Below are 14,185 nucleotides of genomic sequence, written 5' to 3'. Positions count from 1 at the left end.
AGAAGCCCCTCGCTTCCGCGAGGGGCTTCTTCCGTCTGTGCGCCGCCAGGGACTCGAACCCCGGACCCGCTGATTAAGAGTCAGCTGCTCTAACCAACTGAGCTAGCGGCGCCTGCTGACGTCGTAGACATTAGCATCCGGATCGGCGGGAGGAAAAATCGATACCCGCACGTCGGCGGCGGAAGCCGCCCGGACGGCCCGCACGCAGGCCCAGAGCACGACCTCGGGCCCCGGCAGCCACGGGTGCCGGGAGTCGGGGGCCACCAGCCAGCGGGGCCCGGAGGAGCCCGACGGCACGAGCGGCGGCACGGTCACCGCGTCCCCGAGTCCGTGGCAGAGCGGCCGGGGAACGGCGTCCCCCCACTCCTCCCAGTCGAGCAGCGCCGGCAGCCGCTGGGCCGTCCCCGGCGCGGCGAACAGCATCATCCGGCCCCGGTGCACCGCGACGGGCCCCGAGCCCGGGCCCTCCTCCCACAGCCGGTCCAGCATCCGGCGCCCGAAGACGGGGTCCACGTTGACGACGTCGAAGACCGTCCCGCAGGGCAGCGCCGCCGGGGAGGCGGGCCGGGACTCCCAGCGGGTCAGCGCGGCGCCGTCGCGGCCCCCGGCGGCCGAGGCGAGCCAGGCGGCCCCGTCGGCGGTCACCCGGGCCGTCTGGTGCCGTCCCTCGTCGCTCTCCCGGAGGAACCGGAAGATGTCGTGCGGGGTCTCGTCGCGCAGCCAGGTCGTCATGGATCCAGGTCTACCGGGCGTGACGCGGCGATTGCCGAGGGTTCCCGGAATCCCGGACAGGAGGGGTGGGCGAGGAGTATCGTGCCCCCTCGGCATATGCCAGGGGGGCTTTTTCGGTCAGGTGTACGTCTCCGAGCCACGCGAGCCCGCCAGGGGCCGGGCGCCTACCGGCCCAGGTGCCCACCGGTCCGGGCGCCTACCGGCCCGGGCGCCTACCGGTCCGGGCGCCTACCGGCCCGGGCGTCCACCCGTCCGGGCGCCCACCCGTCCGGCCCCGGGCTCAGTCCTCCGACGGGCGGCCGTTCGTCCGGATCAGGTCGCGGCCGAACTCGATCATCTTCCGGGCGTAGTCCTCGGTCCACTCCGCCCGCTCGGCGACGTCCGCCGGTGTCAGCCGGTCGAACCGGCGCGGATCCGCGAGCTGCGCGGCCGCGATCGCCTGGAACTCGGTCGCGCGGTCCGTCGCCGCCCGGAAGGCGAGCGTCAGCTCCGTCGCCCGGGACAGCAGCTCGCGGGGGTCCTCTATCGACTCCAGGTCGAAGAAGTGCTCCGGATCGGCGGTCGCCTCGGCAGGCTCGAAGATCAGCGGTGCCGGCCGAAGCCGCCGCTGTGCGCTCCGCTCCGCGGGTTCCGCCATCGTTCTTCTCCTCCTCGCACAGGCACGGCCCGGAAACCCGGGCCGTCTTCCATTCTCCCGCGCCCCGCAAGAGCGCGAACCTCGACCCGTACGCCCCTCACGGCCTCCCGGGCCCCCGTTTGGGACCGGCTCACGGCGTCCAGGCTCACGGCGTCCAGGCTCACGGCGTCCAGGCCACCCGGTGCTCCTCCAGGTGGGAGAGGACCGCGTGGTTCGCCTCCCAGCCGTCCGGGAACGAGACCGCGACGCCCAGCTGCACCGGATCCGTCGACGGATGCTCGTCGAGGAGCTCCGTCACGCCCGCGCGGCACACCACGATGCACGCGTGCCGGTGCCGGGAGGCCAGGACGCACAGGCGGCCCGTCTCCAGGTGGAAGGCGGTCGCGTCCGGGCGCCCGGACAGCGGGTGGAGGACGACCGTCACGTCGTACTCGCGGCCCTGGAGCCGGTTCGCGGTGTCCACCGTCACGCCCGTCACGCCGAGCTCCGCGAGCGCCGCCCGTACCGCCGCCGCCTGGTCGCGGTGGGCGGTGCCGACGGCGATCCGGTCCGGGGTGAGCGGCACCGGGGTCTCCGAGCGCTCCGAGACCGCCGCGCCGCCCCGGTCCAGGAGCCGCCGCACGACCAGGGCGATCGCGCCGACCGCCTCGGGGTCGGTGCGCGGGGTGTGCCGGGCGGGGAGTTCGAGCAGGCCCCAGCCGGACTCGGCCGCCTCGTCGAGGACCCGGTCCGGGCCCGAACCGTCCGAGGCGACGCCGAAGGACAGCTTCCGGTCGCCGGGCCCGGTGCCGCTGCGGAACGGCGTGTACGGGTAGAACGCGTCCGACACCAGCGGCGCCGCCGACGCGGGCAGCCGCCAGGAGACCGGGAGGCGGTGCTGCGGCAGCTCCGGGTTGTGGGCCAGGAGGGTGGACACGGCGCTCGCCGACGGGTCGTACGTGAGCCCCGCCCACTGCTCCGCGCCCACCACCGAGAACGGGTCCAGCTGCCCCGGGTCGCCCACGAACAGCGCCCGCTCGAAGAGCCCCGCCACCGCGAGCAGCGCGTCCGAGCGCATCTGGTACGCCTCGTCGACGATCGCGTGCGCCCACGGCTCGACGTTCTTCACGTGCCCCCACTTGGCGGCCGTCGACAGGACGACCGGCAGCCCGGTCAGCTCGCCCGCCTTCGCCGACTTCCGTACGTTGGCCAGGTCGTCGAGCGCCTTGTCGTACGGGTCGGAGTCGTTCGAGTGCAACCGGCCGACCTCAAGGTCCGGTTCCTTCTCGGCGAGCCGCAGCACCAGGTCGTCCACCTGCGCGTTCGTCTGGGCGACCACCATCAGGGGGCGCCCGGCGGCGGCCAGTTCGAGGGCGGCCCTGACCACGAGCGTCGACTTCCCGGCGCCCGGCGGGGAGTTGACGACGACGCCGCGCGCGGTGCCGTGCAGGGTGTCCGCCAGGATGCCGTCCGTCGCCCGGCCGGCCTCCGCCGACGGGTCGAAGATCTCGGGGCTCACAGCACGTCCTCGGGGGTCACGGCGTCGGGCAGTTCCACGGCGTCCGTACGCGGCGGGCCGCCGTGCGTCCAGGGCGTCTCCTCCGGCTCCGGCAGCTTCGGCCCGACCCGCTGGTCGTGCTCGAACAGCGTCCAGGCGATCCGCTCGCCCTTCTCCGGCACCGAACCCTCCGCGGGCTCCTTGGAGCGCCCCATCCGGTCCAGGATCCGCAGGAGCAGCGAGCCGTCCTCCTCGTACCGCACGAACTCGGCCGTCTGCGGCTTGCCGTCGAGCGAGCGGTACACCTTCACCTTCTCGCCCAGGTGCGGCCGGTCGTCCGTGCGGATCGTGACGAGCGGGCGCGGCGCGGGCCGCTTCGACTCCGTCCACGCCATCGTCACCTCGACCACCTCGGCCGTGAACGCCTCGCCCGCGAGCCGCCGCCCCGCCATCACCAGCGGATCGTCGAGGGCTTCGTGCGCCTCCAGTTGGCCCTGCGCCTGCTCGCGGGCGGCGAGCTTCTGCGCGGCCGTGACGGCGTCGTCCCGGCGCGGCTGCGGCGGCTCGCCGGCCGCGACCCGGTCGCGGTGGCCGGTGAAGGACCAGCGGTCGCGGGTCCAGCGGTCCTCGACCCTGGCGCCCTCCGGCAGTTCACGGAGCAGACCGATCGCCTGCCAGACCGCGTCCCAGGTCGGCTTCAGCTGGGAGACGATCAGCCGGCGCAGCTCCCGCTCGGCCGCGTGCAGTTCGCCGAGGCCCGTGTCGGCCGCCTCGCCGTCCTCGGCCGCGCCGAGCGCCTGCCGAGCCCGGTCGTACCGCTCGATCGCGGGCGCCAGGAGCTTGTTGTCGAAGGCCGGGTCGGTGGCCGGACCGGCCGGCGGGCACAGCAACTGGCCCTGGGCGTCCCGGCCGACCTCGGCGCGGAGCGCCCCCTCCGGGCCGGACTCGCCGTCCCGGGGGTCGATCCAGGCGAGCAGCGCGCCCAAGTGCTGGTCCTCGAGGGAGGACTGGCCGGTCGCCCAGTGCCGGTTGAGGAGGTCGGTCGCCGCGAGGAGCAGCGAGGAGCCGGGCACCCGGGCCCGCTCGCCGAAGTGCGTCAGCCAGCGCCCGAGCAGCGGCACCCGCGGCGGCGCGGGGAACGGGGTCTCCGGGTCCTGCTCGGCCGTCCGCCGGAACCGGGTGGACCGCCCGAGCAGCCGTACGTACTCGATGCCGGCCCGGCTCGGCACGATCAGCTGCGGCGCGTCGGCGCACAGCTCGACCTCGACCTTCACCTTCTTGCCGGTCTCGGGGTCGGTCTCGTTCCTCTCCGCCGCCTCGACGACGTCCGTGAACGAGTCGACGTACGGCAGGATCTCCTCGGCCAGGTCGGCGAGGAACGCGAACCGCAGGTCACGGTCCCGGGGCTGCGGCACCACGAGCAGCCGGGGCTCCTCGGGGTCGGTGCCGACGAGCGCGCCCAGCGGGGCACCCGCCTCACCGGCGGTCGTCAGCGGCACGAGGACCAGCGGGCGGTCCGAAAGCCGCCGGTGCCGGACGGTCGCGAGCGGCTGCGCCCGGCCCGACTCGACGGCCTCCATCCGGGCGAGCGTGGAGATCAACGACATGCCGCCACCCCCGCGAGCGCCTCCTCGCGCAGCGCCCGCGCCCTTCTGAGCGCCGCCACCGCCGGGTCCTCCGGGTCGCCCTCCTCGCCGCGCGCCGCCGCCAGGACCGCGCCCACCGTCGTCAGGCCGCCCAGCTCGCCCCGTACCGAACGGCCCAGGGTCTCCACCGCGCCCGCCTCACGGGAACGCGCCCGGCAGTGGAAGGCCAGCTCGCAGGCGGCCAGGCACTCCGGCGCGTACTGGTGGGGCACGCACTCCACGGCCGCCGTCAGCTCCTCCGCCGTCCGCTCCACCACGTCGAAGCTGATGCCCTCCGGCAGCGCCCGCGCGATCTCGTCGATCCGGGTCAGCCGGGCCAGCTGACGCCGGGTCACCGACCGCTGCTTGCGCACGTCGACCACCGAGGCCGCCGGCACGTTCGAGAAGTCCTTCGGGCAGACGAGGAGCACCGACTGCGCGACCCGCGCCCCCTCCGTACGCGCCGCCACCCGCTCGAGTGCCAGCACGTACACGGCGGCCTGGCGGGCCGCGGCGCCGACCTTCGCCGCGTCGGCCGAACCGTCGATCATCGGGAACGACTTGATCTCCACCACCGTCCACCCGCCGTCGGGGTGCACGACCACCGCGTCCGGCTCCAGGTAGACGGGGGAGCCGGCGACCTCGAGGGCGAGCAGCGGATGGTCGAGCAGCGCCCACGCCCCCGCCTCGGTCGCCTCCCGCAGCGCGAGCGCCGTGCGCGCCACCCGGCCCTCGGGCCCGGCCGCCGCCAGGTCCGGCACGGACACCCCGCCCGGCTCCTCCACGCCGATCAGGCGCAGCAGTTCGCGGCCGCCGTCCGCCTTGACCTTCGCCTCGAAGGAGTTGCCCCGGACTATCGCGAACTGCGACTGCCCGAACGGGGCCGGAGAGCCGAGCTTCGCGGCGAGGGCCGACTTGTCGACCCCGGCGCCGTCGAGGATGGCCCGCCGCCTGCAGCCGGGATTGGCGGCCAGTGCCGCGAGGGCCCGGGCGTCCAGCGGACGCGGCACGACGGCCGGTCCGCGCAGCTCAGCGAGCAGTTGCCGAGGTGTCGTCTGCGGTGCTCGGGACAGACCGCTGTCCGGGGATGTGCTCACCCGCGGAAGTCTCCCATCCACCACTGACAACCGGGGGCGCTTCCACCGTCCCGCGCACCCGGTCGGCGAACCGCAGCGCGTACGGGGCGAGGAGCAGCCCCACGCCCATCACGGCCGCCCCGGCGACCGCATCGAGCAGATAGTGATTGGCGGTACCCATCACGACAAGGGCCGTGACCAGCGGATACGCCACCCCGAGGGCCTTCGTGAGCGGCGTCCGCCCGTACCGCCACAGCATCACCCCGCACCACAGCGCCCAGCCGACGTGCAGGCTGGGCATCGCCGCGTACTGGTTCGTCAGACCGCCCATCCCGCGCGGCGCGCTGGCCTCCCCGCCCCACCAGCCGTACGAGGCGAAGTGCGCCATCGTGTCCGCGAAGCCGTGCGCCGCGCCGAGCAGCCGGGGCGGGGCGGTCGGCAGGAGCGTGAAGCCGACGAGTCCGAGCAGGGTGGCGAGCATCAGCCAGGTGCGGGCGGCCCGGTACTGCGCGGGGCGACGACGGAAGAGCCACACCAGGACCGCCGGGGTCACCAGGTAGTGCAGCGAGGCGTACGCGAAGTCCGCCGGGACCCCGAGCGCGGGGACGGCCGTGAACAGCCGGTTCAGCGGATGCTCGGCGTCGATCCCGAGCCCCTCCTCCAGGCGCAGGATCGCGAGCCCGTGCTCCACGGCCGAGGTCTCGTCGCCCTTCACCAGCAGCCGCCCGCCCGAGTAGGCCGCGTACACGACGGCGAGGAGGGACAGCTCCGCCCACCAGCGTGGCCTGCGCATGAATTGGGTCCCCCCGTCGGCGATCGCCCCGGGGGGAGGGACGCCGGACGGCCCCCGGGGGTTGCCCGGAGGCCACCCCGCATTCACGTCGGCGATGATGGGGAGAGGCACGTCCGCACCGTGAATCCCGTGAACCCCTGGAGCGTCCTTCCCATGGCACCGCGCATCCTGCTCGCCCGGCACGGCCAGACCGAGTGGTCACTTCTCGGCCGGCACACCGGCAGGACCGACATACCCCTGCTCGACGAGGGGCGGCGCGGCGCGAAGCTGCTCGGCGAGCGCCTGCACCGGGGCCCCTGGCAGGGGCTGCCCGGCGTGGAGGTGCGCACCAGCCCGCTGGTCCGCGCGGCCGAGACCTGCGAGCTCGCCGGCTTCGGGGACAGGGCCGAGCCCTGGGACGCGCTGATGGAGTGGGACTACGGGGCGTACGAGGGGCTGACCCCGCCCGAGATCCAGAAGATCCAGCCGGGCTGGTTCATCTGGCGCGACGGCGTCCCCGAGGGCGAGACCCTCGCGCAGCTGTCGGACCGCGCCGACGAGATCGTCGAGTGGGCCCGCTCCGCCGACCGCGACGTCCTGGTCTTCGCCCACGGGCACATCCTGCGCTCGATCGGCGCGCGCTGGCTCGGCGAGGACGTGTCCTTCGCCTCCCGCATCCGCCTCGACCCGACGAGCCTCTCGGTCCTCGGCTGGGCGTACGGCGCCCCGGCGCTCGAGCGCTGGAACGACACGGGGCACCTGGAGCAGTAGCAGCTCCTGGGGCCGTACGCGGGCCGCCGTACGCGGGCCGTACACGCAGGGCCCGTACGAGGGGCGGCCGTGCGCAGGGCCCGTACGAGGGTCAGTACGCGGTTCCGTACGCGCGTCAGCGCGTCCCGGCCAGCACCCTGCTCGTCTCCGAGAGCAGGTCGCGGATCCGGGCCGAGGCGATGCCGTCGAGGGAGTCCACGACGCGCTTCGCCTCCGCCTCCGCCTCGTCCGGGCGGCCCGCGTGCGCCAGGGCCTTGGCGAGGTGGGCGCGGTAGAGCGCGAGGTTCCGGGCGAAGTGCGGGTTCTGCAGGACCGCGGCGCGCTGGGCGTGGCGGGCCGCGCGGCCCCACTCGCCGAGCGCCGCCCAGCAGCCGGCCTCCAGGGCCTCCCGCTCCGGCTCGCCGAAGAAGGACATCCACTCGGGGTCGCCCTCGGCGGGGCCCCGGTCGAACCAGCCGTGCGCGCGGCCGAGGGCCTGCTCGCAGGCGGACCGGTCGCCGAGCCCCGCCCACGCGCCCGCCTCCCGCAGCGAGAGCAGCGAGAGCAGCCGGGCCGAGTCCAGCGGCTGCGCGGCCCGCAGCCCGGCCTGCGCCGCCCGGACCGCCTCGCGGTAGCGGCCGGTGTCCCGGGCGAGGAACGAGGTGTTGCAGAAGGCGTGCGCCTCCAGGGCCGCGTTCCCCGCCACGCGCGCGGTGGCCAGCGCCTCCGCGTAGTGCGAGCGCGCGTCCTCGTGCCGCCCCGAGTCGTGGGCCAGCCAGCCGACGGAGAGGGAGAGCTCGCCCGCGCCCGCGTGCAGCCGGTCCTCGGTGGAGCGGCGGGACATCGTGCCGGTGTCGAGGAGCGCGTACGCGGTACGGAGCGGCTGGGCGGCCACCTTGTAGAGCCCGTCGGCGCCGTGCCGGTCGTCGAGCAGACGGATCCGCCGTACGGCGTCCTCGACGGCCCGCACCTCGGTCTCGCCGATCCGGTGGGTGCCGCGGGGGGAGGGGATCGCGACGGCGGGGCCGCCGAGTCCCAGCGAGGCGGCCGCCAGGGTGGCGGAACCGCTCGTCATGAATGCGCGACGCAGCACGTCGCTCTCCTCATCGTTCCGGGTGGTGATGGCGGCGGGAGGCGCTGCCCCGGCCGGGACGGCCTGCCGCCGGCCGCGCACCGTCTCCCGCGCGGAGAACCCCAGGTCGGCGAGGCCGAGCCCGGGGAACATGTGCAGGAAGACCCGCTCGTACGCGTAGTTGGGGCAGCGGATCTCGCCCGCTTCCACACGCCCGATGTAGCGGGCGTCGCACGCGACCTGTTCGCCGATCTCCCGCGCCGCCCGGCGGACCGCCGCGGCGAACTCCGCCGGCGAGTGCTGTCCGCGGAGCCGACGGAAGGCGAGATTGGGAACTGCCCGTGACATCGCCATGGCCGAGCCCTCTCCTGGTGCTGCCGGGTGTCCGGCGGGCATGAACGTACCTGCTGTGACCGGATGCGTACGCTGAGTTTGGCTACAAATCGGATATCTCGCCTGCGATCTGCCATGAACTGCCATCCTTTGCGGCGGCATCCCGCCGTAGCCGTTGACGCGCACGGGCGTTGAACCGTAAGGGAGAGACGGAACGTGTCTCCTCTGGAGCGAGGAGGGGTCCCCATGTCGGAGATCGGTTCGCAGTCGGCCACGTGGCACGCACCTGTTCCGGACGTCGCGCGCCACCTGCCCACCCCGGAGGCCGTGCGCCCCGCGTCCACCTCGGAGGCCGTGCGCCCCGCACCCGCCCCGGAGGCCGTCGGGCCCAAGACCGCCGTCGGGCCCTGGGACCTGGTGACCGTCCCGGTCCGCCAGGGCCTGGAGGCCGTCGACATCCTGCGCCGCGCCGCCGCCCCCGCCGTAGGCCCCGTCGTCCACGACGGCACCTGCGCCACCCTCGGCTTCCTGGTGCCGCCGGGCACCGCCGCCGCCTGGGACATGCCGGGCAGCGCCTGTACGAGGACCTCGGGGCGGGGCCTGCGCCTCCCCGAGCTGCCGGAGCTCCCCGAACCGGCGGGCGACGGGCCCCGCCCGGCCGGCTGGCTGCTGCCCCCCGGCGACACCGACCCCGTCACCGACCCCGCCGTGCTGCGCGAGGCGCTCGGCGAGGCGGCCCGGCTCATCGAGGCGGCCGACGGCTGCCACTGAGCCGCCCATGCCGCCACTGAGCCGTCCATGCCGCCACTGGGCCCTTCACCGGCCGTGCCCGGATAATGGGGCCGTGGCCAGGAACAAACAGCGTGACCGGGCGGCGGCGGCCGCCCCCGTCGTCGAGACCGTCGACGGCGGGCTCGCCGAACTCATACCCGACCGGGAGCGCCCGCGCGGCTGGACGCTGCTCATCGACGGCGCCCCGCAGTCGCACGTCGACCTCGACGACCCGGCCCGCCTCACCTTCGAGTACCAGCGGCGCCTCGGCCACATCGCCGACCTCGCCGCCCCGCCGAACCGGCCGCTCCAGGTCGTGCACCTCGGCGGCGGCGCGTTCACCCTCGCCCGGTACGTCGCCGCGACCCGGCCCCGCTCCACCCAGCAGATCGTGGAGCTCGACGGGCTCCTGGTCCAGCTCGTCCGCCGGGAACTGCCCCTCGACGCCGGGGCCCGCATCCGGGTCCGCTCCACCGACGCCCGCGCCGGCCTCGCCAAGGTCCAGGACGGCTGGGCCGACCTCGTCATCGCCGACGTGTTCAGCGGGGCCCGCACCCCGGCCCACCTGACCAGCACCGAGTTCCTCACCGAGGTGCGGCGGGTGCTGCGGCCCGGCGGCTTCTACGCGGCGAACCTCGCCGACGGCCCGCCCCTGACCCATCTGCGCGGCCAGATCGCCACCGCCGCCGCCGTCTTCCCCGAACTGGCCCTCACCGCCGACCCGACGGTCCTGCGCGGCCGCCGCTTCGGCAACGCCGTGCTGCTCGCCTCGGACCGCGAACTGCCGGTGGCCGAACTGACCCGCCGGGTCGCCACCGACCCGCACCCGGGCCGCGTGGAACACGGCCGGGCCCTCGCCGACTTCGCCGGCGGAGCGGCCCCGGTCACCGACGCGAGCGCCAAGCCCTCACCCGTACCGCCGCCGTCCGTCTTCCGCTGAGTCCGGCGGGTCGTCGAGAAGGTCGCACCAGAACCGGGCTTGTTCCCAGGCGTATCGCAGCTTTTCGGTGAAGTGGTCGTCCTCTGCTCCGTCCAGTGCTTCGCGACAGGCTGCGAGGTACTGCTCCAGGTCGTGTGCGGCCCGCCCCATGTGCCCTGCGGCGAAGTAGGCGTACGCCAGAAAGTACCGGGTCATGCCGATGAACTGGACGTCGATCGTGGCTGCCCCGGTGGCGCGATCCAGATTTTCCTCGAACAGGGGGAGCGCTCGATGAGGATGGCCGGAGGTCAGCCAGGTACGGGCGAGGTAGTGGCGTGCGGTGAGGGTTTCGGGGTGGTCCTCACCCCGACTCTCGACCAGGTGAGCGAGGCGTTCGGCGAGCAGATCCACGATCTGGTCATGCCGACCCGCTGAAGAGTAGGCACTGGCGAGGGCATAGCGCGCGGTGACGGTGTCGGGATGGTCTTCGCCGAGGTCCCGGACCCGGTCGGCCAGGGCCTTTTCGTGCGGCGGAACGGACTGAGTCCTTTCCAGGAGATCGGCGCGGGCTTTCGCCAGGTTCTCGCGGCAGATCTTGGTACGGGGGTGCTCGTCGCTCAGGACTCGGGCATGGTCGGCCACCGCCTCTTCCAAGAGCACGACGGCGCTGCCGAAGTCGTGCGCCCGGTGAAGGGCCGCGGCGAGGTTGTTGCGCGCGGAGAGGGCGATCGGATGATCCTTTCCGAGAGCGCGGACCGCTTCGGCGAGGCACCCCCTGAGCATGAAGATGTGCAGGTCGAGATGGACGAACTGGTGCGCGTTCGCGAGATCGAGCTGCGCGGCGAGGGTCTTGGCGTGATCCCTTCCGCTGCGCCGGAAGTGGTGTGCGAAGAGCGCCCTGAGCAGCGGGATGGCTTTGCTCGGTTCATCCGTTTCCTGGTGAACTTCTGCGAGTCTGGTCCGCAGGAGGACGACGCGGGGGTGGTTCTCGCCGAGTACGCGAAGAGTCTCGGCGAGGCTCTCCTCAAGGAGGAGCACGGCGCGCTGCAGATCTCCCAGGGACAGGTAGGCGAGGGCCAGGTTGGCGCGACTTGTCAGAGTGAGCGAGTGGTCCCTGCCGACAACCCGTACGAGGTCGGCGACCGTCCGTTCCAGGAGGGGGACGGCATGCTCGGGCCGACCGGCTCGGTGATAGGCGTTCGCGAGGTTGTTGCGTGACGTGAGCGTGCTCTGGGCGGTGTCGCCGAGAACGCGGATCCGGTCGGCGAGCACGGCGGTGTGCAGCTCGATCGCCTTCTCTGCGTCGCCGGCCTCCTCGTAGCAGCGGGCGAGGTTGTTCCGTGAGGTGAGGGTGTCGGGGTGGTCCTCCCCGAGGACACGCACGCGGTCGGCGAGTACGGCGGTGTGGAGTTCGATCGCACCCGCCGCATCGCCGGAGGCGAGGCGGATGCGAGCGAGGGTGTTCCGCGACACGAGGGTGAGGGGGTGCTTCTCCCCCAGGGAACGTTCCCGGGATCCGAGCGCCTCTCGTGCGAACTCGGCTGCCTCCTCGCGGACACCGTCTTCGAGGAGGAAGATGCTCGCCCTGTCGAACCGGCGGACCACGTCGACGCCCGCGGTCTCGACGTCGACCGGGCCGAGTGTCCTGATGTGCGGCACGAGCGCCTGGAAGAGGGGCCGGTTCTGCGGGGCGACGGGATCCTCGGGTACCGCCCTGTCGAGTCCGGCGGCGGCCCGTAGGCGGGCGACCGCGATGTCGTCCGGCTGCCGATGGGGATCGCCGGCATCGGGGGTGCGGGCGACTGCCTGGACGAGGCGGTGGACCGAGAGGGTGCCGTCCTGATGGGTGGTGATCATGCTGTGGGCGGCGAGTCGGCCGACGGCGGTGGCGATCACGGGCGGTGGGGCGAGTCCGTCGAGCAGCGTGCGGGGTATGCGGTCGGGGGCGTACCAGGCGAGCAGGCGCAGGGTCTCTCCGGTGGTCGGGAGGTCGGCGAGCCGGTCGAGGGTGACACGCCAGATCCGGGCGATGGTCCGGTCCGCGTCGCCAGCGGCGGGGCCGGTCGCGAGGGTGTCCGCGGGCCACTGGCGCAGCATCGTCAGATACGCGTCGGCCGTGGTGCCGTTCTCGTGACAGTAGGCGGCGGCCTGTTCGACGGCGAGGGCGAGGTGGCCGAGTTCGGCGCAGACCTCCTCCACGGCCGTGGTGTCACGGGGGCCGGTATGCGTGAGGACACGGGTGAACAGGTCGTGGGCGTCCCGGGGTGTGAACACGTCGAGCTGGATGGGGGTGGCGAGCTGGTGCCATCCTGTCGCCCAACGGGTGGTGATCAGGAATCGCCCACCGCCCGTGGCGCGGTCGAGGAGGGGACGGACACGATCGGGGTGATCGACGTTGTCCAGCACGATCAGCCAGTCCGGATGGCGCGCGAGCCAGGCCAGGGCCCGCTCCTTCTGCACATCGGCGGGCAGGTCGCCGAGTCCCGGTTGCAGGGCGCGTGCAAGGGCGGCCAGACCGGCGTCGACGGAGGCGGCGCTGTCGGCTGTGATCCACCACCGGAGTCGCGCGGCCGAGCGGCTCGCCGCCCATCGTGCGGCGAGTGCGGACTTGCCGACTCCGCCCAGGCCGCTCACCGCGCGCAGAACCACCCCGCCCGGGGAGGCCGCCGCGGACAGCGCCGCGTCAAGGGCATCCAGTTCCCGGTCGCGTCCGACGAACAGCTCCATACGGGGAACGTTCGTGATCCCGCCGTCCGCGGCGTCGGCGGGGAGGGGGCCGTACGCCTCCGCAGGCAGCAGGGTGGCGTTCTCGATGTGCTGGGTGACGGAACCGGAGATGTTCCCGCCTGCGGCCATGCCGCCCTGCACTGCCGAAATACCCGGTCCCGGTCCCTGACCCGTTCCGGCCGTCCTCTTCCCCGGGCGGGCCATGTCAGGAGCCGTGGTGTGCCGTCGAACCGTCCACGTCGCCTCCTGATGCGATCGAGCCCGTGGCCGCGGAGATGCCGCCGGAAGGGGTGGGAGCGGCCGTACTGTTGGAGGCGCTGCTTGCCCGCGAGTTGCGTACGTTGCCCCGGGCGGCGATCGAACCTTCCGCAGCGCTCACCTGAGCCGGGTCCGGGGCCGGACCCTGGCGACCGTCCCTGAGCTGCCGGAGTGATACCCCGAGGGCACCGACACCCGCGAGGGCGCCGATGACGCCACCGATTTGATCGGCTCTTTCGAGGTCCGCTGCCACGACCCATACGAGTAATCCCACAGCAACGACCGCACCAGCGACTGCCAAGGCCGCCCAACACGCGTGCATCCACCCCCGCATGCCCCCATCCTGAGGCAACGGGGCGGAGGAGTCGAGACGTCCGGTGCACCGGGGCCGTCACGTCTGCCGGTCGTCGATCTCCACGCGGGGAGCGGTGTCGTGCCAGACGCAGAAGACCGACAGTTCGCGGCCGCCCTCGGTGAAGGTGACCCGGATCCAGGTCGGCTGCTTCCACACCTGCATCTGCCAGCCGGACGCGGGCGTCGCCGAGACCAGTTCGGCCGAGGTCTCCCCGAGGTCGAAGGTGACCCGGCCGCCGTCCACGGTGTAGGTCTTCACGCCCGAGTCCGCGCCCGAGCCCGGGTTCGTGCCCGCGTCCGGCGGCGGGGTGGTGGTGGGCGCCTCCGCCGTGGGCGTCGGGCGGCGCGAAGGGGTCGCGGACGGGGGCGTCGGGGGCGTACGGGCCTCGCTCGGCGTGGACTTCGGGGCGGCGGGCGCGGACGGCGGGGCGGTCGCGGGGCTCCGGGTGGCGGAGGTCTGCGGATCGTCGCCGGACGCGGGCGCGCCGATGGTGCCGCCGGCCGGGAGGGGCAGCGCGCGCGGCGGGTCGTACACCGTGCCGGACAGCACCGTGTGCACTCCCCACCAGGACAGGGTGACCGCCGCACCGGTGGCGAGCGACCAGGCCAGGGCGTGAACGAGTCCTCTTCGCACCGGGACATAGTGCACTACCGGGGTCAGGTCCGTACCAGAGGGTGGACA

Annotated in this window: 12 protein-coding genes and 1 tRNA gene; 3 read left to right on the top strand and 10 right to left on the bottom strand. The window is 73.9% G+C overall.

Translation table 11 applies throughout. The features are described from left to right. Window positions 1-38: 38 nt before the first annotated feature. The 7 genes from SVTN_RS13920 to SVTN_RS13895 form a co-directional block, all read right to left on the bottom strand. Window positions 39-112 (bottom strand) — tRNA-Lys (locus tag SVTN_RS13920). After that, a complete protein-coding gene (locus SVTN_RS41445) occupies window positions 103-732 on the bottom strand; it encodes a hypothetical protein (protein WP_063782255.1) in 630 nt (209 codons plus the stop codon). Before SVTN_RS41445 ends, SVTN_RS13920 begins: the two co-directional genes overlap by 10 nt. 280 nt (window positions 733-1,012) lie before the next feature. Beyond that, entirely contained in the window at window positions 1,013-1,369 is a 357-nt protein-coding gene (locus tag SVTN_RS13915) for a hypothetical protein (protein WP_041129380.1), read from the bottom strand. Window positions 1,370-1,529: 160 nt separating this feature from the next. Next, window positions 1,530-2,867 (bottom strand): AAA domain-containing protein, encoded by a 1,338-nt coding sequence (locus tag SVTN_RS13910; protein ID WP_041129379.1) that lies wholly within the window; start codon window positions 2,865-2,867, stop codon window positions 1,530-1,532. Next, a complete protein-coding gene (locus SVTN_RS13905) occupies window positions 2,864-4,453 on the bottom strand; it encodes a hypothetical protein (RefSeq protein ID WP_041129378.1) in 1,590 nt (529 codons plus the stop codon). The genes SVTN_RS13910 and SVTN_RS13905 overlap by 4 nt, the downstream gene beginning before the upstream one ends. Further along, window positions 4,444-5,568: a hypothetical protein gene (locus SVTN_RS13900; protein ID WP_041129377.1), complete on the bottom strand. Its 1,125-nt coding sequence runs from the start codon at window positions 5,566-5,568 to the stop codon at window positions 4,444-4,446. The genes SVTN_RS13905 and SVTN_RS13900 overlap by 10 nt, the downstream gene beginning before the upstream one ends. Next, on the bottom strand, window positions 5,501-6,340 hold the full coding sequence (locus tag SVTN_RS13895) for a phosphatase PAP2 family protein (RefSeq protein WP_041129376.1): 840 nt from the start codon (window positions 6,338-6,340) through the stop codon (window positions 5,501-5,503). The genes SVTN_RS13900 and SVTN_RS13895 overlap by 68 nt, the downstream gene beginning before the upstream one ends. A 153-nt stretch (window positions 6,341-6,493) precedes the next feature. Between SVTN_RS13895 and SVTN_RS13890 the strand changes: the two genes are divergently transcribed. Beyond that, window positions 6,494-7,090 (top strand): histidine phosphatase family protein, encoded by a 597-nt coding sequence (locus SVTN_RS13890; protein WP_041129375.1) that lies wholly within the window; start codon window positions 6,494-6,496, stop codon window positions 7,088-7,090. Between the two features lie 115 nt (window positions 7,091-7,205). Here SVTN_RS13890 and SVTN_RS13885 read toward each other — a convergent pair whose 3' ends face one another. After that, window positions 7,206-8,495: an NsdA family TPR-like regulatory protein gene (locus SVTN_RS13885; protein ID WP_041129374.1), complete on the bottom strand. Its 1,290-nt coding sequence runs from the start codon at window positions 8,493-8,495 to the stop codon at window positions 7,206-7,208. Window positions 8,496-8,720: 225 nt separating this feature from the next. Between SVTN_RS13885 and SVTN_RS13880 the strand changes: the two genes are divergently transcribed. Then, window positions 8,721-9,245, top strand: a complete 525-nt coding sequence (locus SVTN_RS13880) for a hypothetical protein (protein ID WP_245727535.1) — start codon at window positions 8,721-8,723, stop codon at window positions 9,243-9,245. 73 nt (window positions 9,246-9,318) lie between these two features. Then, complete coding sequence (locus SVTN_RS13875; RefSeq protein ID WP_041129373.1) at window positions 9,319-10,185, top strand: spermidine synthase; 867 nt, start codon at window positions 9,319-9,321, stop codon at window positions 10,183-10,185. On the opposite strand, the gene SVTN_RS40990 is transcribed toward SVTN_RS13875, so the two are convergent. Together SVTN_RS40990 and SVTN_RS13865 are read right to left on the bottom strand one after the other, a co-directional pair. Next, window positions 10,153-13,020 carry a tetratricopeptide repeat protein gene (locus tag SVTN_RS40990; RefSeq protein WP_159026449.1) on the bottom strand — a complete coding sequence of 956 codons (2,868 nt, stop codon included), beginning with the start codon at window positions 13,018-13,020 and terminating at the stop codon, window positions 10,153-10,155. The two genes, SVTN_RS13875 and SVTN_RS40990, sit on opposite strands and share 33 nt — an antisense overlap. A gap of 520 nt (window positions 13,021-13,540) precedes the next feature. Beyond that, entirely contained in the window at window positions 13,541-14,137 is a 597-nt protein-coding gene (locus tag SVTN_RS13865) for a hypothetical protein (RefSeq protein ID WP_041129372.1), read from the bottom strand. Window positions 14,138-14,185 lie beyond the last annotated feature (48 nt).

It is taken from the genome of Streptomyces vietnamensis, assembly GCF_000830005.1.
GTDB classification, from domain to species: domain Bacteria; phylum Actinomycetota; class Actinomycetes; order Streptomycetales; family Streptomycetaceae; genus Streptomyces; species Streptomyces vietnamensis.
This window is presented reverse-complemented; position numbering and strand designations above follow the sequence as displayed.